Here is a 16,949-nt window from a genome sequence, read left to right as displayed (position 1 = left end):
AGCACGTCCTGCCACCGGCAACGCCAACTACGCCTTGCCGCCGCGCTTTTCCGTTCTGTCCGCAGGCTTTGGCGTCTTGGCCACCCGCTGTTCCTGCGCGGCTTCGGCGGCATGATACTTCGCGGCGATTTCCTTGAGGTCGACCCGCGTCGGCGGCAGCTTCAGCCCCATTTCTTGCATGCTGTCCGCGATGATCTGCGAGATGGCGAGGTTGCGGAACCACTTGTGGTTGGCCGGAATGACATACCACGGCGCCTCCTTGCTGCTGGTCTTGCTCAGAGCCTCTTCGTAGGCACTGACGTAGGCGGACCAGAACTCGCGTTCGGAGTAGTCGCCTTCGCTGATTTTCCAGTTGCGCGCCGGGTCGTCGAGCCGCAGCTTGAAGCGGCTGAGTTGCTCCTCGGGGCTGATGTGCAGGAAGAACTTGAGAATGCGCGTGCCGTTCTGGACGAGCAACTTCTCGAAATCGCTGATCAAGGCGTAACGTTTCGACCAGACTGCCTTCGGCACCAGATTGTGCACCCGCACGACGAGGACGTCTTCGTAATGCGAGCGATTGAAGACGGCCACCTCGCCCTTCGCCGGCGTCCGTTGGTGTGCGCGCCAGAGAAAATCGTGCGCCGCCTCTTCGGCGCTCGGTTGCTTGAAGCCGAACACCGAGGTGCCCTGCGGGTTCATGCCGGTAAACAGATGGCGGATGACGCCGTCCTTGCCAGCGGCATCGAGCGCCTGCAGCACCACCAGCAGCGACTGATTGCCGTCGGCATAGAGCAGGGCCTGCAGTTCGGCCATGCGGGCGACGTGTTTCTGAATCTCCGGCAGAGCCTCTTCAGCCGAGGCCTGCCCACCGGTGTGCGCAGGATCGATCCCGGCCAAGCTGAGTTTTTCGCCCGGGCTGACGAAGAATTGTTTGCGGTAGTCCATTCGCTACTCCTCTGGTGACGATGAGGGTTTGGCCGACACCCCTGCGGATCGGTGGCGGGACCAAGGATCGGCTCGCTCAAACTCAACAGGTTCTTGGCCAGGACACCGGTTTTGTCGGAGTTGAGTATATCGCTGCCGGCCAGCGCACGGAGCCCCATGGTGATCGAGAAAGCCGCTGCCATCGCCAGAACCGCCGGACGTCTCCTGCGTTCGACAATCGGCGGCTTCGCTCAGCATGGCAGGGAGGCCACTACGGGGCCCGCACCGGCCCGATCATCGGCACCTTCACCGGCTTGGCCATGCCGTGGAAGACGACCACGCCCTGGCCTGCACCGAGCGTCTGCAGTGCTTCGTCGACCTTGCCAAAGGTTGCCGGGTAGCGGGCGATGGCCTCGGCCGCAGCGAGCGTGTCGGTCGGCACGCTTCCGGCCAGCCCCCTGGCCGCCGCGAAGACACTCCGGCAGGCGTCGGCCTTGAGGCGCGCGACACAGCCCGCGAGTACGTTGGCCAGCGTCGCGAAATTGGCCAGCGTCGGCGTTTGCGCGCTGTTCAGCGCGTCGCCGATGACCTGCCCATAGCCGCCGGTGGCCAGATCGACAAAGCTGGGTACGTGGCTGGCCGCGATGCGCAGCGCGAGCGGCGGACCCTCGATTGCCGTTCCGTCGATGAACTGGTTGTGCGTCCAGGCCGAGGCGATGGTGGTCAACTCGCTGATCGTCACCCTGGCGGGTGGGTGGCTGCCGATGACCGCCATCAGCACGATGGCCGGGTTGTCAGCGGCCGACTTATCGACACCGGAATGCCCCCTTTGGCGACGAGATACAGGCTCGCGTCCTTGTCTGTGGGCCCGGACGCGTTCACCACGAAATGCCCGTCGGCACCGCTGCGCACCTGTGCGAGCTGTTTTGGTGCGCCGCTGTTTGCGGCCCACAGGCTCACGGTCGAACCGGCGATGGGCGAGCCGGCACCAAGCACCTGGCCGTTAATGCTGAGCGCCGCGACGGGCGCCGCCACCAGCAGGCTGCTCGTGGCGATCACCAGGATCGGCCATCTCTTCACGGCCGCGAACGTGGGGGTGAGCATTGCGCGTTTCACTGGGCTCCCCTTGAAAACGGATTGGCGAATCCCGCGAGCAGAGAACCCATCACCAAAAAAAACGACTCTCGCGCCGGGGAGATTGCCCGGAGAGTCGCAACCTCGTCGATCTCGCCACGGGCAACTACGATACGAAGGTACCGAATCTGCCCAACAGAACGCAGACACTGGCGACCTCGGGCAGGCTCGGGAGACTGCTGGGCACGTGCATCGCCGGCCTCACGAGGACGGCATGCAGCAGCCCGCTCATGGCCGCGCTGGCGCTTCGCCGGCGACATCGACCGGCCTGGATGCCGCTGTCAAGCCGGGCACCAGGGTGCCCGCTGACGGCAGGCTGCCGCGTCTCGGCGGCAGCGCGAGACGCACGCGGCCATCCCGGATCTGCGCCAGCTTCTTCACGCCGCCGCCGAAGTATTCGTAGAACTGCATCACCAGCTTCACGTAGGCCTGGGTTTCCGGGTACGGCGGCACCGTGTTGCTGTAGCGCTGAACGGCCCCCTCGCCGGCGTTGTATCCCGCCAGAGCAAGGATCAGATTGCCATCGAACATGTCGAGCAGGTAGCGGAGGTAGCGCGTGCCGCCGCGCACGTTTTCCTGCGGATCGTCGATCTGGCGCACCCCGTAACGCGCCGCGGTATCGGGAATCAACTGCATCAGGCCGGTTGCCCCCTTGGGCGACACCGCCGCAGGATCGTACGCCGATTCGACGGCGATCACCGCCTTGACCAGGGCAGGCTCCAGCTTCTGCCGCTCGGCTTCCCGGAAGACCAGCGCGTCGAATTTCTGGACGTTGGGTATGGCCTGCAGGCGCCTGGTGATGACGTGATCTTCGATGCGCGCCTTCTCCGGCAGGTACTTGAGTTCCGACGACAACCTGAACTCGGTCCTGGCTTCGCCCCTGGCGAACAGCTCGTAGCGTTCGTCGACCTTCTCCCTGGCGAGATGGACCGCTCCCTTCTCGTCGACAAAGCCGTACATGTCGGCGTGGGCGGCTGCCGGCAAGAGGCACAGGACAAGCAAGGGAACGAAGCGGTGAAAGCGCATCCCGTTATTCTACCTGACGCCGGCCACCGCGCGTCAGGCGAAAATCCTCCATCGATCCCGGTCTCCGCGTGCTTCCCGGTCTTCCCCCGGGTCGGTGCGCCTGCCGGATCGGCCAGAGCAAGCCACCACCGCGCATGATGGACGGCCCTGCGCGTCGATGGCCACCAGCGACCGACTATGATCGCCTGAAGCGAGGCCGGCCCTGACCGTCGCCGTGGTCTTCAGCGGAGAATCCCCAGCGCCTGCCAGGCGGCAAAGCCGAGCAGGAACAGCCCGGCGCTGCGATTGATGGCCTGCAATGCGCGTGACCCGACGCGGTGACGGATGGCGGCAACGCCAAACGCCAGCGCCAGCCACCAGAGTGCCGAACCCGTCAGGACGCCGAGGACCATGACGACAGCCGCCGGCCGCGTGCCGGCCATATCGCCGGCAAGCGTGGCGAAGACGGCGATGAACGAGACGATGGTCATCGGGTTGGCAATCGTCAGCACAAACACAGAGGCGAAGGCCCGCCAGCTGCCTGCAGCATCGGGCAGACTCGTCGGCGCGCCGGCTGGGGCGGCGCGCATCAGGCGAACGCCCATCCAGCCGAGAAAAACAGCGCCACAGATCGCCAGAGGCGTGGCGAGGGTGACGAAGAATCGGGTGATTGCCGTCAGGCCGAAGGCGCCGATGGCGCCATAGACGCCGTCGGCCAGGGCCGCCCCGAGGCCGCTGGCGAAACCGACGCGGGCGCCGTGCGCCAGGGTGCGCTGAATACACAGCAGGCCGATCGGCCCGACCGGCGCGGCAATCGACAGCCCGATCAGAGCCGCCTTGAGAAACAGGAAAGCATCCACTTAGCCACTCCCGGCCAGCACGTGTGATCTGACGAATTGTGGCAGCGAGGCGCGCACTCTTGAATGGCAAAATTCAGGGAAAGCGGGTAGATTCCCTTCATTATTCTTGCCGGCGCGCTTGTTCGCGGAACAGTCATGGACCTTGACGCCAAAGCCTGGAAAATTCTCGCCGCCGTTCAGCACGACGGACGGGCCTCGTTGAAAGCCCTGGCCGAAGAGGCCAGCCTGTCGTTGCCCGCCGTCTCCGAACGTCTCAAGCGACTCGAGGAAGCGGGTATCGTGAAGGGCTACCGCGCCGAGGTGAATCCCGCGGCGGTCGGCTACGGCGTCATGGCGATGGTCGGCATGACGACCCCCCAGGCGGACAAGGCGCGGCTCGTCGCCCTGCTGAAAACCCTGCCGGAAGTCCTGGAGTGCCTGCACGTGACCGGGCAGGATTCGTTTCTCCTGCGCGTCGTGACGCGGGACATCAGCCACCTCGAACGCTTCGTCGGTGTCATCAACCATTACGGCGAAACGCGGACCTCGATCGTCATGTCAGCGCCAATCCCGATGCGCTCCGTCGCACAGCCGGCGGCCGACTAGCAGCCGGCGTGTCATTTCCCAGCCGGGTCGCAGGCGGGCAAAGACGATGTCGCGCGAGCTGCCGGCGAACTTGTCGCTGCAATCTGGCAGCGAGGCGTCAGGCCGCGCCAGCGCCGGCTAAGCGGGTCGCCGGGAACAGTACTCGGAGAAGATCCCGGCTTCGACGTGGCGACGCGCGTCTTCGAGACCTGCGTGCGCGAGCGTCGCCATCACCTGGGCGGGAGGGACGCAGGTCTCGATGGTGTCCCAGTAGTAGCGCATGAGTTTCGGTGTGTCGCCATGGCGCGCGATCAACCAGGACAGCGCCGGTATCACGCCGCGCATGTAGGCCTTGAGAAGCAGGGCGTGTGAGCGGTTCTCCGGGTAGGTGATTTCCAGCACACAGGCTATGCCCCCGGGTCTGAGCACACGCCTGAATTCGCTGAACGCCGCCGAGAGATCGCCGACGTGGCGCAGCGCATAGCCCATGCTGACGAAATCGGCGCAAGCGTCCGGCAGTGGCAGCGCCTCGGCCCGCCCTTCGCACAGCGTCACTCCCGCCGGCACGCGGGCGCTACTCAGCATGCCGGGGCTCGGGTCCACGCCGATCACCAGCGACCCCGCGCCGACGACGCGCACGGCCTCACAGGCGACCAGTCCGGTGCCGACCCCGACATCGACGACGCGCATGCCCGGCGCCAGACCAGCACGCAACAGCGCCTGCCGCCGATACCAGGAGCCGCTGCCGAGAGCCATCAGACGCTCGATGCGATCGTAATCGACTGCGGATCGGTCGAAGATGGCGCGCACCCAGTCGCGGCGACCGTGTTCGTCCGCGTAATACTGCGTGAGCGGAGGATGCGGCACGCGCACTACCGCAGAATCTTCCGGTGGCAGGCGCTCGGCGTCAGACATCGCGAGCACCTCCTGAAACCACGGGCCATTGGCAGCGTCGATCCAGGGCGTCGAGCGCGCGCGCCGGCATGCCGCTGGGCGACTCGTTGCCGGCGTGTCGAGAGAGCCCGGCGGCCGGCAGGATTTCGTCCGGCAACGCCGCTTTCCTGATGCCGGTCGGCAAGGCGCCCGCAACGACGGACGTGTCGCCGCGAATGGCATGCCGGCTCATGCGGCAGCGACGCGCGGCGTTACGAGGGTAGCCGACGCTCACTCCTTGCCTTCTTCAAAAGGGATTCGAGCGTCCTTCTCGAAGCGTGCCTGGCGTTTGCGGCCGAACGCCCAGATCACGACGCCGATGAAAGCGGCGATGATCAGCCAATGATAGATGGTCAGTTCCATGGTGATGCCCCTCTTTCGTCGACCTTGGTCAGGGACGCCGGCTCACAGCCCCGCACCCCAGCGGTACTGCCAGGCGATCCCGATCAGGTCGTAATTGTTGTCGGTGCGTGCCGACACGCCTTTGCTGGCGTAGAGCTTGACCGAGTTGTTGATGTCCACGGGAAACGCCAGCGTGCCGCCGACGCGCCAGTTCTGCTGGAGATCGTCGCCCTCAACGCCGTTTAGCGTCGTCCGACCACCGGTGAAGTAGGTAACGTCGAGCGAACCCCAGACGCCATTCCGTGAGCCGTAGATCACGTGCCCCTGCAGCGAGTAGATGGGAGCCTGCGAACGCGTGTTGCCGCCGAAGAAGTCCCTGTTGTCGGTGAAGAAGGTTGCCGCAGCCTGCGACTCCAGCGTCCACGGACCGATGGCCTGGGAAATGCCCACCTCGGGCTTGAACGACCAGCGGTTGGTGCCGATGTTGACGACCCGGTTGTTATCGTACTGGCCCGAAGGCACGGACACCTGCAGGCTCGCGCCGACGATCAGATCCTGCTCGTAGTTCCTGAACTCATTGAGCGTCAGCGCCGGCGCGCCATACAGGTTCACCGACAGACGGAACCGCGCATCGGCGAGACCGTCGACAATCCGCTCGACCGTCTCGCCGCGCAACTCGGCGGTCCCGGAAAGCCACGTATAGGGCACGATGGCGTCGAACTTGCCTGACATGCCCCACAGGTCAAGGACCCGCGCATAGGCAAGGACCGCGTTGGACGTCTTGAGCTGAGCGTTCTTGACAGGCAGTGACGCGTCGAATGGTACGGCGCCCTCCGTGTAGGCATAGCCCGCGATCAGGAAGTTCACGCCGACCGGCGCGTTCGAATACGCGCGTGGCTCGATGTCCTGCGCCTGCGCGCCGGCAAGCATGCCCAAAGCAAGCGCTGTAGCGGCAAGGATCGAACGTATCGCGCGCCGGCACAGACAACCGCGTCCTGGTCGTGATCCGGAAGACATACCGGCGCACATCGAGAACGCAAGGCTGAGAAACGCATAGGGAACAGCAAACATGCAGGCTTCCTCGGCTTACTTGCCTTTCGGTTCGAGGACGGGGCAGATCAGCGATCCGAGCCTCCGGGACGACAACGATACCATTGAATGCCCAGGGCCGTCAGGCGAAGCCAGCGGGAAACGGATGTTGCGCCAACCCGTTAACCCGGTGCCGGCTGACCGCTATGGCGGCCTCTGCAAGGTGCCCGCCCTGGCCCGGACGGGCTGGCGACCACGAGCGTCCGACGAAAGGCGACTCCGGTCACTTTGCAGGGGTTCGTGGGTCCGATGCTCGATTGACGCCGCCCGTTGGGGGATCCTATACGCGCAGCGGTGCCGCTGGATTTCCCATCCCTGGATTTGGCCCGCGTCATGGCGACACCTGTACCCGGCAGACCGGGTCCGCTGCCCGGTCCTCGGCCCGCGGCGGCGCCAGAAGGACATTCCCGCCATCGCCGCATGAACATCCCCGTCGTCATACTTCCTCGCCGCCTCGCGATCGCCCGTATCGTGGCGGTATTCCTGGTGGTCCTGTGGGTACACTGGATCGACTGGTTCGGCCCCCTGGCGACCGCAGCTTTCTTTGCCCTTCTCGCCGCGGCGGGCATGCTGCTGGCCCTCGCCTACTTTCCACGGATTCCCCAGCCGCCGGCTCTGCGCACGCTGACGAGCGATGACCAACTGGCGATCTGGATCATGCTCGCCGTCCTGGCCATCATCGGCTACCTGCACAACGCCAACGCATGGCTCCCCGACGGCGCCTTCAACCGTCCAACCGACATGGGGCTGTGGAAAACCGAACTGGTACTCTGCATCTCGCTGACCGTGCCGCTGGTGCGCTGGCTCGCGACGGCCCTGATACCCGGCTGGGGCGAAACGCGGGGAGGCTACTTCGCCCGCGAATTCGCGCTCTACGTAAACTTCTCCGGCGTCGCGATCATTCTGTGGACCGGCGAAGCGGCGTTGAGCCGAACGGCACTGGCTGCCCTGCTGGCGCTGATCGTGCTCGCCGAACTGACGCTGCACGCCGACCGCTGAATCGACGACTTGCAGGTTCGGCCTGTGGGATACCCTGGTTCCCTGGTTTCGGCGCGTGACACGGGGCGGGTATTACGCTAGTGTCCTCGTTTTTCTGGCCCTTCAAGGAGACTCACATGAGCAAGGAAAGAGCAACGATTGGCAGCGATGGCGTGGCGCTGCCGGTTCTGCCGCCGGAGCGTGATGCACGCGTCTGCGCGCGACTGGTGCGCGTCATGTTCTACACACCCGGTTTTCTGGCGCTGCTTCTCCTCAAGGCGGGGGAACCGACGAGCTTCGGCATTTCGGTGGAACTGCTGATGCTGTCCAGCGTCGCGGCGATCGTCGCCGGGCTTTTCATCAGCGCGCAATCGACGATTGCCGGCTCCGACCATTCGTCGCGAGTCGGCACCTGGAGCGGGATGCTTATCCTCGAACTGCTGTCGGTCGTCTCGATCCTCTGTGCCATTCCCTCGGTCTTCCATGAGCTGGCGAACAGCCGACTGTTGCATGCCCTGGCGCCGGGTGCCGTCGATGTCGCGCTGGGGGCGTCGGAACTGCTTCCTGCCGTTGCGGTCATTCCGTTCATACTCTATCAGCTCGCCGGCTTTGGAATCCTGCACTACATCCTGCCGAAGCCAATGAACTGGGCGATCAACCTCGCCATTCTGGGCCTGATCGTGGTCGCGACCGCGGCCAATCGCCGGGCCGACTACGGCATGGAGAAGGCAACCGTGTCGGTCCTGGTGATCGCCATGCTGATCACCGTCTTTTTTGGCGTGCTCAAGCTGCGGCAGATGCAGACGACTTACGACACGAACTGCCCGGCCAAGGAACCCAAGGAGAAGGATGCGGAGTGAACGCGCGACCGGCCGGCAATCCCCGAGGCTGCGCAGCACGCCGTTGGCATCGGGTGGCGGCAAGCGGGAAGTGGAGAAGCCTCCTGATCTCCCCGCGGCAATTCCTGAAGCCATCGCGCGGTGATGAATGAGTTCGAGTACGGCCGGCAGATTCTTGCCGCCCTCATCCCGATCGCCCTGACGGTCGTCGTGCATGGTCTGGGCATGGACCTGGTGCGGCGAAGCTTTGAACGCTTCGGGAAGCCTCTGCTGCGCAAGTCACACAATGCCGGCGCCAGGACGGCCTTCATGATCAGCGTGGTCAGCATCATGGTGCTCACGCACTTTACGGGCATCATCGTCTGGGCGCTCGCCTTGCTGGTGCTGGAGATCGTCCCGGGCGTCGAGCAGGCGGTGTTCTACTCGATGCAGTACTACACGACCCTCGGCGCGAACGTCCACAAGCTGCCGGAAAGCTGGGCGGGGTTCGGTGGCTTCGAAGCGATGACCGGGATGCTGATGTTCGGCTGGTCGACGGCCATTCTCGCGCTCGTCGGCCAGAAGATGCACTCGATCGACGATTAGGAAGGGGCGCTCCCGATCCACGTTCGTGGGACAGGCGAGCCGCTTGCGCGGCATGGCGCACGTCGACCATCGAGCCGCTGGACAGGAACACCACCCAGCGGGCGCTAGAGCCCGTACTTGATGACCTCCGCGCTATCAACACACTGATAGTTGGTCGCGCATTTGGTCAGCGAGCAGGCGCTTTGCGTCTTGATGGCCACCTGTTTTCGCTGCTCGCACAGCCCTTCGGCCCTGGTGCGCACGTCCGCGATGGCCTTCTCGGAATTCGCGTGATTGAAGGTCAGGTAGTTCGTGTCTTCGCCGAAGCCCACGAGCAGGTTATCGGCGCAGCTTGCGAGCAGGAAAGGCAGCAAGAGTGCGCGTACGATCACCTGGATTCACCTGGCACGCATGAAATAGACGTCGAACTTCTGCTGCGCCACCGCCTGGAAATACACGCCCTTGAGCACATCGGCCGCCGGGTCGTAGGTCAGGGAGTAGGTCGATCCGTTGTAGCCGCCGGCACGCAACTCGAAGAAAAGCTTGACGACTTTGCCTTCGAGCGTCGCCTCGGCTTTGGCAAACGGCAACGGATGCGGATTGGCATAGGCGGCGTCGAGCTTCCCGCCTGCATCTATGCGCCTGATGTTGATGACATACCCGCCATCGGGCCGAATCCAGCGCCCCAGGAGGGTATCCAAAGCGGATTCGGAGCGGGCTGCCGGCTTGGCGTCCGGGCCAGTCTGGGCAACCGACGACGGTGGGAGCATGCCGATTCCCAGCGCCAGGAGGCAAAGGTGGAACGTCGTGGTACTTCTCGTCATGTTTCGCCGTCAACTTGAAATGGGCGCGGCTGGCGCCACCCGGGGTGCCAGCCGCTTCGCTTGCTCTCTACTCACCTGATGCGCACTGCCGCGCTCCGCCAGCCTTAGTGCGGCCCGGGCTGCACGTGCGTCAGCGGCTTGCCGTCGAGCGCCTCGGCTTGCGCACCCTCGAGCTTGTGGAGGTCGGCGGGCGACAACTGCGGCCGCTCCACCTTGATCGTCAGCTTGTTCAGCTTCGCAGTCAGCGGGAACGGCGGCTTGTAGTCGGCGTCGTTCACGCCGGTCAGCGTATCCGAGCCGATGTCGAAGCTCTCGTCCCACTGCAGGATCATCGGTAGCGTTTTGTCCATCGTGATCGTCTGCACGGCCTTGCCGTCCACCTTGAGTGTGCCGGTGCCGGGCCGGCCGAGGCCGCTCATGTTGTTGAAGGCCAGCGTGCCGACGCCGAGGCCGTCGTACTTGAAGTCGAACTCCAGCATGTGCCGGCCGGGAGCAAGGACTTCGGGGCCTTCCCACTTCACCCGCTTCAGGTCGATCAGGTTCCACAGGAATACCGGCTTGCCCTTGAGCAGGTAGAAGCCGTAGCCGGCAAAGCGCCCGCCGGAGGTCAGGATCATGCCTTCGGCGCCGGCCTGCGGCACCTCAATATCGGCGGTGATCGTGTAGGAGGAGTTCAGCAGGAAGGGCGAGTCGCCTTGCGGCAGCCCGGTCATCGGCCGCGTGTAGACAAATTCCGTCCGGCCGGCGGTGATGTTCGGGCGCGGTGCGACGATGCGTGCCGCCACCGAAGCGTCCAGCGGGAAGACCTGGTACTTCTTCGCCTCGGCGATGAACTTCTCCTTCATCTCCTTGACCTTTTGCGGGTTCTGCGCGGCAATGTCGTCGGTCTGGTTGAAGTCCTTGCCGAGGTTGTAGAGCTGGAGCTCCTGATTGTTCAGCGGATCGGCGTTGGCCGCGCCGAAGGCCTGCCACGGCGCACGGTTCACCTTGGTGCTGAGCAGCCAGCCGTCGTCATAGAGTGCCCACTGGCCCATCATCTCGAAGTACTGCGTCTTGTGCCGCGACGCGGCCTTGGCATTAGCCGGGTCGAAGGTGTAGGCGAAGCTGGTGCCTTCGATCGGCGCCTGCCTGATGCCGTCGACCATCTCCGGCGCCTTGATGCCCGCGGCTTCGAGGATGGTCGGCACGACGTCGATGACGTGCACGAACTGCTCGCGCAAGGCCCCTTTGTCCTTGATCCGCGCCGGCCACGAGACGACCATGTTCTGGTTGATGCCGCCGAGGCGCGAGGCGTTCTGCTTGAACCAGTCGAACGGTGTGTCGAAAGCCCACGACCAGCCGGCCGACATGTGGTTGTACGTCTGCTCGGTGCCCCAGACGTCGTACCACTTCATCTGCACCTCCGCGGGCATCTCGGCGATGCCGTTGAAGAAGGCAACCTCGTTGGGGGTCCCCATCGGCCCGCCCTCGGCACTGGTGCCGTTGTCGCCGTTGATGTAGATGACCAGCGTGTTGTCGAGCTTGCCGAGGCCCTGGAAGGCCTGTATCACGCGCCCGATCTCGCTGTCGCTGTAGGCGGCGTAGGCGGCGAAGACCTCGACCTGGCGGATGAACAGCTTCTTCTCGTCAGCGGTGAGCTGATCCCAGGGCTTCAGAACCGAATTGGGCCAGGGCGTCAGCTTGGCATCCTTGGGAACCAGACCAAGCTTTTTCTGGTTGGCCAAGATGGTCTCGCGCAGCTTCTCGTAGCCGCCGTCAAAGAGATGCATGGCACTGATCTTGTCCACCCATTCCTTGGTCGGATGGTGCGGCGCGTGCGTGGCGCCAGGCGCGTACTTGATGAAGATCGGCTTTTCCGGGTCGATCTGATGGATGCGCGTCATGTAGTCGATCGCCTCGTCGGCCATCGCCGTGATGAGATTCCAGGTCCCCGGCGGCTTGCCCAGGAACGGATAGATCTGCGTCGTGTTGCGGAACAGGTTCGGCTCCCACTGGTTGGCGTCGCCGCCGATGAAACCGTAGAAGTACTCGAAGCCCATGCCAGTCGGCCACTGGTCGAAGGGCCCGGCCTGGCTGGCGGCGAAGGCCGGCACATTGTGGTCCTTGCCGAACCACGCCGTGGAATAGCCGTTGTCGAGCAGCATGCGGCCGATCGTCGCCTTGTCCCTGCCGATGATGCTGTTGTAGCCGGGGAAACCGGTCGACTGCTCGGAAATGACGCCGAAGCCGGCCGAGTGGTGGTTGCGCCCGGTGATCAGCGCGGCGCGCGTCGGCGAGCACAGTGCGGTGGAGAAGACCCGGTTGTAGCGCAGACCTTCGCTGGCGATGCGGTCCATGGTCGGAGTCGGGATGACGCCGCCGAAGGTGCTCGGCACGCCGAAGCCGGCGTCGTCGGTGATGATCAACAGCACGTTGGGCGCGCCCTTGGGCGGCACCACGCGCGGCGCCCACCACGGCTTCGACTGCAGCGCGTCGTTCTTGATGACGCCGCCGAAAGCAGGGTCGGGGGCCGGGAGTTGCTTGTTGGGGATCGTCGTCGTGGCGCTGGGCGAGCCAAGCACACCAGTGACCTGTTGCGCGAGCGCTGAAGCGCTGATGCTCAACGACGTCGCCAGGAACCCGGCAAGAAGAAGAAACCGCCTGCGTGGTTGCATATCAACCTCTTCTGATAGTAAGGGCGTGATCAACACCTTGGAGGCTAGAAGTGGACGGTGGCGCCGAGCGAAAACCCGGTAAAGCGCGGTTCGATGCTGTCACCACCGTTGCTGAAGTCGTAAGACAGGTTGCGCAGCGCCAGCGTCACATCGCCCCAGCCGTAGCGATAGCCCAGCGCCACCGCCGCCTGCCAGGTCGTGTTGCTCGACCCGGAGCCGATGTCCAGGTAGTAAGGCATGAAGAGGCGGCCATCGTCGCTGAGGCCGATCTCACCTTTGATACCGCCGATCGCGTCCCATTTGTTCACGCTCGTCGAGATCGCCCGCTGGCGTCCAGGCAGCAGGCCGGCGACGCCGCTGACGCTCCAGTCGAGCGATGTGTTCATATAGAGGTAGCGGGTACCAGCGAACACGTCAAGATACGAGGCGCCGCGGCGCCAGGCGGTGTAGCTGCCGGCGAGTGTCCAGACGTTGGACTTGAGATCCATCGTGCTGCCCTGATCGACCGCCGTGGAGACCCTGCCTGCCGGCCCCCTGACAGTCCGTACGCTGGTGTCCTGGGCCTTGAACTTCATGTAGATGTAGTCGGTGAACAGCGACCAGTCGCCCTTGCGCGCCTCACCGGCAATGAAGAAGGCGAAGGAGAGGTCCTTCAGATAGTCGCTGGGCGTGCTGTGCATGGCCGTGTCCACCCCGCCGGAAATCCCGAATGGTCCGGTAAGGGACGCGTTCGTGTAGATGGTCGGCAACCACGCGTAGGGCGTAACACTGAAATGCCACTGCCCATCGAAACGATTCGCTGCCGGCAGATTCTCGGCAGCCGCGGCGGGCGTCATCGCCACGAGGCCGAGCACGCCGAGCATGGCGCCGGCGACATGCTTCCGGAAACCTTGTCTTCTCTTCATTCTGAATCCCCTCCCGCGGTCAATCAGTCATGCTGCGCTCGTTTTCATCATCCGGGCGACGGCGAATTATAGGCCGCACACCCATCGTTCTGTCCACACACCCGAGGACAAAGCCAAGCCGCAGGGTGCAAGCAAACGTTCCGGGCGTGACTACCGAGGAGCAGCGACATTGGCCACGAAGCGATACGACTCGAGGAATTCGACAGCGCCATTGAAAATCAGGCCCATGCCCATCGCCGCGACAAAGAAACCGACGATTCGCGTTGCGGCGTCGATACCCTGCGTACCGATCTTGCGCAGGATCGGCTTGGCATAGATCAACGAGATGTAGGTCGTTCCCAGGCAAGCGATGATCGCCAGACTGGCAGCCAGGAAATAGATGAGTTCCTCGGCCGACTGCTTGATCGTCGACGCCATGCTGATCAGCGTTGCGATCGCCCCGGGGCCGAACATGATCGGCATCGCCAGCGGCACGAAGGCCACATCCGTGTCATTGCCGCCGGAGCGGGGAATCAAACCACCCGAGGGTGGCGGTGCGAACAATTCGAAACCGACGCGCGTCAGGATCACGCCGCCGACGACACGCACCATGCTCAGCGGCACTTCGAAAACCCTCAGCAGGAGGGTGCCGAAGATGAGAAAGAAAAAAGATAACAGCGTCGCGTAGAAGCAGGCCCGGCGCGCCACCTGCCGCTGTTCACTCTCCGGCCGGTTCTCCATCAGGCCGAGATAAACGGGGATCGCTTCGAGTGGATTGATGATCGCCAGCAGCGTGGTAAACAGACTGATGAAAAGCGTCAGCGTAGGGTCCATGAATACCGCACTCCTGGGCAAGAAACTCGATGGGGTGCCGCCGCCGATCCGCGCAGTTCTCAAGGGATCGACCGTCAAGTGTCGCGAGGCTATCACAATCGGCCCGCGCGGCGCATCTCCGCCGCTGCCGGCCAGCGCAGGGCGTTGGCGAGAACTCGTGCCGACGACCGCCTCTCGGCCCGAAGCATGCGCGTATCGGCCGGGCTCGTCGTTGACCGGCCTGGGGGGGCAGTCTCATACTCCTGCGCATGGATTTCAGTTTTCTCACCGTCCTGCATGTCTTCGTCCTGCTGGCGGTCTCCTTGCGAATCTTCTCGCGGCGCAGTTCGCACGGCACGGCGCTCGCCTGGTTGCTGCTCATCGTCCTGATACCAGCCGTCGGCGTCCTGGTGTATCTGCTGATCGGCGAGCGCCGTCTCGGCAAGACCTGGATGCAACGAGCGATTGCGCTGCAACCGCAGGTGCTGAGCTGGGCCAGACGCATTCCCGCAGAGCACGTCGTACCGCCGGGCACCTTGACCACAGGGGCGGAGAGCATCAGCCGGCTCGCCACCGGGTCGGTCGGCCTGCCGCTGATGGGCGGCCATCGACTGCAACTGCTGGCCGACAGCGAAGCGAGCATGCGCGCGTTGATTGTGGACATCGACGCGGCCCGCACCTCGGTACATCTCGAGTTCTACATCTGGAGCGCCGGCGGCTTCGTTGACGACCTCATCGCGGCGCTGGTGCGTGCTGCACAGCGAGGGATCCCCTGCTCTGCCCTGATGGATTCTCTCGGCAGCCGGCCTTTCTTCAGAAGCGAAGCCTTCGCCAGGCTGCGCAACGCAGGGGTCAGCATCGTCGAAGTCCTGCCGGTCAATCCGCTGCGCGCGCTGTTCGTGCGTCTGGACCTGCGCGATCATCGCAAGATCGCGGTTATCGACCGGCGCATCGCCTATACCGGGAGCATGAATATCGCCGACCCGCATTTCTTCAAGCAGGATGCCGGGGTTGGCGAGTGGGTGGACGCGATGGTCCGCATCGAAGGGCCGGCGGCCTGGGTGCTCGAGGCCGTTTCGCTCTCGCTGACGGCGCTGCAAACGGGAGCCAATTTTGCCCCTCCGCCACCACCCAGGCTAGCGACCACTGGTGACAGCCACGTCCAGATTTTTCCGTCGGGGCCGCAGGCGACGACACGTCACATCGAACAGCTGCTGCTCGCTGCGATCTACGCCGCCAAGCGCGAGATCGTGCTGACGACCCCCTATTTCGTTCCCGGTGAAACGCTGTTAACGGCGCTGCGCTCGGCTGCCCTGCGCGGTGTGCGTGTCATTCTGATCGTTCCGGAGAAAGTGGATTCGGTGCTCGTCCGCTACGCGAGCAACGCCTACAACGACGACCTGCTGGCCGTCGGGATCACGATCCTGCATTTCCACGGCGGCCTCCTGCACACCAAGAGCATGGTCGTCGATGAGGAAATCACGATCTTTGGCACGGTCAACCTCGACCTGCGCAGCTTCGAGCTCAATTTCGAAGTTTCGTTGATCGCCTACGACGCAGCGTTTTCGGCAGCGACGCGGGCGCTGCAGCGCCAGTACGAATCCCGGTCACAACCGCTGCAACTGGTGCACTGGCGTGCCCGGCCCAAGTGGCGCCGTTGGCTCGAAAACGCCGTGCAGGTGATGAGCCCGCTGCTCTGACGCCGGTGGCCCAGCACGCTACGCCTGGCCCAGATGATCGGCGGCGGGCTCGCGGCGACTGACTATTTCAGGCCCATGTCCATCAGGACGATGTCGATGCGACGGTTCTGGCTGCGGCCGGCCGGCGTATCGTTGGCCGCCACGGGCTGATATTCGCCAAAGCCTGCCGCTTCCAGCCGAACGGGGTCTATGCCCGCCGCCTGCAGGTAGCGCACCACATCACAGGCGCGCGCCGTCGACAGTTCCCAGTTGGTCGGGTAACGGGACCGCAAACCCGGGCCGATCGGCGTGTTGTCGGTATAGCCTTCGACGACGATGCGCTTGCCGGCCGCGTTCTGCAAGGTGCCGACGATCTTGTCGATCGTCGCACGTCCCTTCATGTTCATTTCTGCGCTACCCGACGAGAAGACGATTTCGTCGACCAGCGTCACGGTCAGACGCCCCTCGAGCTGCTTGATTTTCACCTGGTCTGCCTGAATCTCTGTCTGCAACTGCTGGGTAAGCTGCGCATAGGCCTTGTTCTGGACCGACAGGGTATCGACTTGCTGGACTTCCTGCTTGTAAGTACTTTGGGACACACAGGCGCTCAGCGAGGCAACCAGCAACAAGGGAAAAACGATTCTCGCATTCATGAAATTCTCCTGGAAAGTGGGGCATTTGACGCGGCTCGTACTGCCGATGGCGAGTGACCAAGCGCTGATAGTCTAGCAAAGTTGGCCGGCCGTCCGCCGGCAAACTTCTTCACTGCGAGCTCGACACGGACCGCGCCTTCGCCTTGCACAAGCGGCACGCAGGTCTCCGGCCGATCGGCATGGAGCACGCCCACCGCCACCCACGTAGTAAACTTTGGACTTTGGACTTTG

General features: G+C 64.1%; 20 protein-coding genes. 5 read left to right on the top strand and 15 right to left on the bottom strand.

The window, feature by feature from the left end; translation table 11 throughout:
- Nucleotides 1-27: 27 nt before the first annotated feature.
- From CAP2UW1_RS06385 to CAP2UW1_RS06365, 5 genes are all read right to left on the bottom strand, one after another.
- Nucleotides 28-924: a polyphosphate kinase 2 family protein gene (locus tag CAP2UW1_RS06385; RefSeq protein WP_015765843.1), complete on the bottom strand. Its 897-nt coding sequence runs from the start codon at nucleotides 922-924 to the stop codon at nucleotides 28-30.
- A 250-nt stretch (nucleotides 925-1,174) separates the two neighbouring features.
- On the bottom strand, nucleotides 1,175-1,678 hold the full coding sequence (locus CAP2UW1_RS06380) for a hypothetical protein (RefSeq protein ID WP_041567734.1): 504 nt from the start codon (nucleotides 1,676-1,678) through the stop codon (nucleotides 1,175-1,177).
- Nucleotides 1,678-2,007, bottom strand: a complete 330-nt coding sequence (locus CAP2UW1_RS06375; RefSeq protein WP_041567733.1) for a hypothetical protein — start codon at nucleotides 2,005-2,007, stop codon at nucleotides 1,678-1,680. The genes CAP2UW1_RS06380 and CAP2UW1_RS06375 overlap by 1 nt, the downstream gene beginning before the upstream one ends.
- Nucleotides 2,008-2,265: 258 nt before the next feature.
- On the bottom strand, nucleotides 2,266-3,063 hold the full coding sequence (locus CAP2UW1_RS06370; RefSeq protein WP_015765841.1) for a lytic transglycosylase domain-containing protein: 798 nt from the start codon (nucleotides 3,061-3,063) through the stop codon (nucleotides 2,266-2,268).
- A 221-nt stretch (nucleotides 3,064-3,284) separates the two neighbouring features.
- On the bottom strand, nucleotides 3,285-3,902 hold the full coding sequence (locus CAP2UW1_RS06365; protein ID WP_015765840.1) for a LysE family translocator: 618 nt from the start codon (nucleotides 3,900-3,902) through the stop codon (nucleotides 3,285-3,287).
- A 135-nt stretch (nucleotides 3,903-4,037) separates the two neighbouring features.
- On the opposite strand from CAP2UW1_RS06365, the gene CAP2UW1_RS06360 reads away from it, so the two are divergent.
- Entirely contained in the window at nucleotides 4,038-4,487 is a 450-nt protein-coding gene (locus CAP2UW1_RS06360; RefSeq protein WP_015765839.1) for an Lrp/AsnC family transcriptional regulator, read from the top strand.
- 117 nt (nucleotides 4,488-4,604) lie between these two features.
- On the opposite strand, the gene CAP2UW1_RS06355 is transcribed toward CAP2UW1_RS06360, so the two are convergent.
- From CAP2UW1_RS06355 to CAP2UW1_RS06340, 4 genes are read right to left on the bottom strand one after another with little or no spacing between them, the layout of a single operon-like run.
- Entirely contained in the window at nucleotides 4,605-5,381 is a 777-nt protein-coding gene (locus CAP2UW1_RS06355) for a class I SAM-dependent methyltransferase (RefSeq protein ID WP_015765838.1), read from the bottom strand.
- Nucleotides 5,374-5,634, bottom strand: a complete 261-nt coding sequence (locus tag CAP2UW1_RS06350; RefSeq protein WP_041567732.1) for a hypothetical protein — start codon at nucleotides 5,632-5,634, stop codon at nucleotides 5,374-5,376. The genes CAP2UW1_RS06355 and CAP2UW1_RS06350 overlap by 8 nt, the downstream gene beginning before the upstream one ends.
- Nucleotides 5,631-5,762 carry a cbb3-type cytochrome oxidase subunit 3 gene (locus CAP2UW1_RS06345; protein ID WP_015765837.1) on the bottom strand — a complete coding sequence of 44 codons (132 nt, stop codon included), beginning with the start codon at nucleotides 5,760-5,762 and terminating at the stop codon, nucleotides 5,631-5,633. The genes CAP2UW1_RS06350 and CAP2UW1_RS06345 overlap by 4 nt, the downstream gene beginning before the upstream one ends.
- Nucleotides 5,763-5,804: 42 nt before the next feature.
- Nucleotides 5,805-6,812, bottom strand: a complete 1,008-nt coding sequence (locus CAP2UW1_RS06340; RefSeq protein WP_015765836.1) for a transporter — start codon at nucleotides 6,810-6,812, stop codon at nucleotides 5,805-5,807.
- A 438-nt stretch (nucleotides 6,813-7,250) separates the two neighbouring features.
- Between CAP2UW1_RS06340 and CAP2UW1_RS06335 the strand changes: the two genes are divergently transcribed.
- The 3 genes from CAP2UW1_RS06335 to CAP2UW1_RS06325 all read left to right on the top strand — a co-directional run bounded on the left by CAP2UW1_RS06335 (nucleotide 7,251) and on the right by CAP2UW1_RS06325 (nucleotide 9,232).
- Nucleotides 7,251-7,829 (top strand): hypothetical protein, encoded by a 579-nt coding sequence (locus CAP2UW1_RS06335; protein WP_015765835.1) that lies wholly within the window; start codon nucleotides 7,251-7,253, stop codon nucleotides 7,827-7,829.
- A 116-nt stretch (nucleotides 7,830-7,945) separates the two neighbouring features.
- The gene (locus CAP2UW1_RS06330; protein WP_015765834.1) at nucleotides 7,946-8,668 is read left to right on the top strand and encodes a hypothetical protein; all 723 of its coding nucleotides are present in this window, start codon (nucleotides 7,946-7,948) and stop codon (nucleotides 8,666-8,668) included.
- Nucleotides 8,669-8,791: 123 nt separating this feature from the next.
- Nucleotides 8,792-9,232, top strand: a complete 441-nt coding sequence (locus CAP2UW1_RS06325) for a hypothetical protein (RefSeq protein ID WP_015765833.1) — start codon at nucleotides 8,792-8,794, stop codon at nucleotides 9,230-9,232.
- 104 nt (nucleotides 9,233-9,336) lie between these two features.
- Here the strand turns inward: CAP2UW1_RS06325 and CAP2UW1_RS06320 are convergent, their stop codons facing one another.
- From CAP2UW1_RS06320 to CAP2UW1_RS06300, 5 genes are all read right to left on the bottom strand, one after another.
- Complete coding sequence (locus CAP2UW1_RS06320; protein WP_199931585.1) at nucleotides 9,337-9,585, bottom strand: hypothetical protein; 249 nt, start codon at nucleotides 9,583-9,585, stop codon at nucleotides 9,337-9,339.
- 24 nt (nucleotides 9,586-9,609) lie between these two features.
- Nucleotides 9,610-10,035: a hypothetical protein gene (locus CAP2UW1_RS06315; RefSeq protein ID WP_291912677.1), complete on the bottom strand. Its 426-nt coding sequence runs from the start codon at nucleotides 10,033-10,035 to the stop codon at nucleotides 9,610-9,612.
- 104 nt (nucleotides 10,036-10,139) lie between these two features.
- Complete coding sequence (locus CAP2UW1_RS06310; RefSeq protein ID WP_015765830.1) at nucleotides 10,140-12,689, bottom strand: arylsulfatase; 2,550 nt, start codon at nucleotides 12,687-12,689, stop codon at nucleotides 10,140-10,142.
- Between the two features lie 44 nt (nucleotides 12,690-12,733).
- Nucleotides 12,734-13,594 carry a hypothetical protein gene (locus CAP2UW1_RS06305; RefSeq protein ID WP_015765829.1) on the bottom strand — a complete coding sequence of 287 codons (861 nt, stop codon included), beginning with the start codon at nucleotides 13,592-13,594 and terminating at the stop codon, nucleotides 12,734-12,736.
- A 150-nt stretch (nucleotides 13,595-13,744) separates the two neighbouring features.
- Nucleotides 13,745-14,407 (bottom strand): MarC family protein, encoded by a 663-nt coding sequence (locus tag CAP2UW1_RS06300; RefSeq protein WP_015765828.1) that lies wholly within the window; start codon nucleotides 14,405-14,407, stop codon nucleotides 13,745-13,747.
- Between the two features lie 248 nt (nucleotides 14,408-14,655).
- Here CAP2UW1_RS06300 and cls point away from each other — a divergent pair, with 248 nt between their 5' ends.
- Entirely contained in the window at nucleotides 14,656-16,086 is a 1,431-nt protein-coding gene (gene cls / locus CAP2UW1_RS06295; RefSeq protein ID WP_015765827.1) for a cardiolipin synthase, read from the top strand.
- A 62-nt stretch (nucleotides 16,087-16,148) separates the two neighbouring features.
- On the opposite strand, the gene CAP2UW1_RS06290 is transcribed toward cls, so the two are convergent.
- Nucleotides 16,149-16,718, bottom strand: a complete 570-nt coding sequence (locus CAP2UW1_RS06290) for an OmpA/MotB family protein (RefSeq protein ID WP_015765826.1) — start codon at nucleotides 16,716-16,718, stop codon at nucleotides 16,149-16,151.
- Nucleotides 16,719-16,949: the final 231 nt, after the last annotated feature.

The sequence above is a fragment of the Candidatus Accumulibacter phosphatis genome, from assembly GCF_000024165.1.
GTDB lineage: Bacteria > Pseudomonadota > Gammaproteobacteria > Burkholderiales > Rhodocyclaceae > Accumulibacter > Accumulibacter phosphatis.
Note: the sequence above shows the minus strand (reverse complement) of the source record. Positions and strands in the feature narration are given on the sequence as shown.

Excerpts from the sequence above, each read along its gene's own strand:
- CAP2UW1_RS06385 (WP_015765843.1), bottom strand. The coding sequence starts at position 924 with ATGGACTACCGCAAACAATTCTTCGTCAGCCCGGGCGAAAAACTCAGC.
- CAP2UW1_RS06380 (WP_041567734.1), bottom strand. The coding sequence starts at position 1,678 with ATGGCGGTCATCGGCAGCCACCCACCCGCCAGGGTGACGATCAGCGAG.
- CAP2UW1_RS06375 (WP_041567733.1), bottom strand. The coding sequence starts at position 2,007 with ATGCTCACCCCCACGTTCGCGGCCGTGAAGAGATGGCCGATCCTGGTG.
- CAP2UW1_RS06370 (WP_015765841.1), bottom strand. The coding sequence starts at position 3,063 with ATGCGCTTTCACCGCTTCGTTCCCTTGCTTGTCCTGTGCCTCTTGCCG.
- CAP2UW1_RS06360 (WP_015765839.1), top strand. The coding sequence starts at position 4,038 with ATGGACCTTGACGCCAAAGCCTGGAAAATTCTCGCCGCCGTTCAGCAC.
- CAP2UW1_RS06355 (WP_015765838.1), bottom strand. The coding sequence starts at position 5,381 with ATGTCTGACGCCGAGCGCCTGCCACCGGAAGATTCTGCGGTAGTGCGC.
- CAP2UW1_RS06345 (WP_015765837.1), bottom strand. The coding sequence starts at position 5,762 with ATGGAACTGACCATCTATCATTGGCTGATCATCGCCGCTTTCATCGGC.
- CAP2UW1_RS06340 (WP_015765836.1), bottom strand. The coding sequence starts at position 6,812 with ATGTTTGCTGTTCCCTATGCGTTTCTCAGCCTTGCGTTCTCGATGTGC.
- CAP2UW1_RS06335 (WP_015765835.1), top strand. The coding sequence starts at position 7,251 with ATGAACATCCCCGTCGTCATACTTCCTCGCCGCCTCGCGATCGCCCGT.
- CAP2UW1_RS06330 (WP_015765834.1), top strand. The coding sequence starts at position 7,946 with ATGAGCAAGGAAAGAGCAACGATTGGCAGCGATGGCGTGGCGCTGCCG.
- CAP2UW1_RS06325 (WP_015765833.1), top strand. The coding sequence starts at position 8,792 with ATGAATGAGTTCGAGTACGGCCGGCAGATTCTTGCCGCCCTCATCCCG.
- CAP2UW1_RS06315 (WP_291912677.1), bottom strand. The coding sequence starts at position 10,035 with ATGACGAGAAGTACCACGACGTTCCACCTTTGCCTCCTGGCGCTGGGA.
- CAP2UW1_RS06310 (WP_015765830.1), bottom strand. The coding sequence starts at position 12,689 with ATGCAACCACGCAGGCGGTTTCTTCTTCTTGCCGGGTTCCTGGCGACG.
- CAP2UW1_RS06305 (WP_015765829.1), bottom strand. The coding sequence starts at position 13,594 with ATGAAGAGAAGACAAGGTTTCCGGAAGCATGTCGCCGGCGCCATGCTC.
- CAP2UW1_RS06300 (WP_015765828.1), bottom strand. The coding sequence starts at position 14,407 with ATGGACCCTACGCTGACGCTTTTCATCAGTCTGTTTACCACGCTGCTG.
- cls (WP_015765827.1), top strand. The coding sequence starts at position 14,656 with ATGGATTTCAGTTTTCTCACCGTCCTGCATGTCTTCGTCCTGCTGGCG.
- CAP2UW1_RS06290 (WP_015765826.1), bottom strand. The coding sequence starts at position 16,718 with ATGAATGCGAGAATCGTTTTTCCCTTGTTGCTGGTTGCCTCGCTGAGC.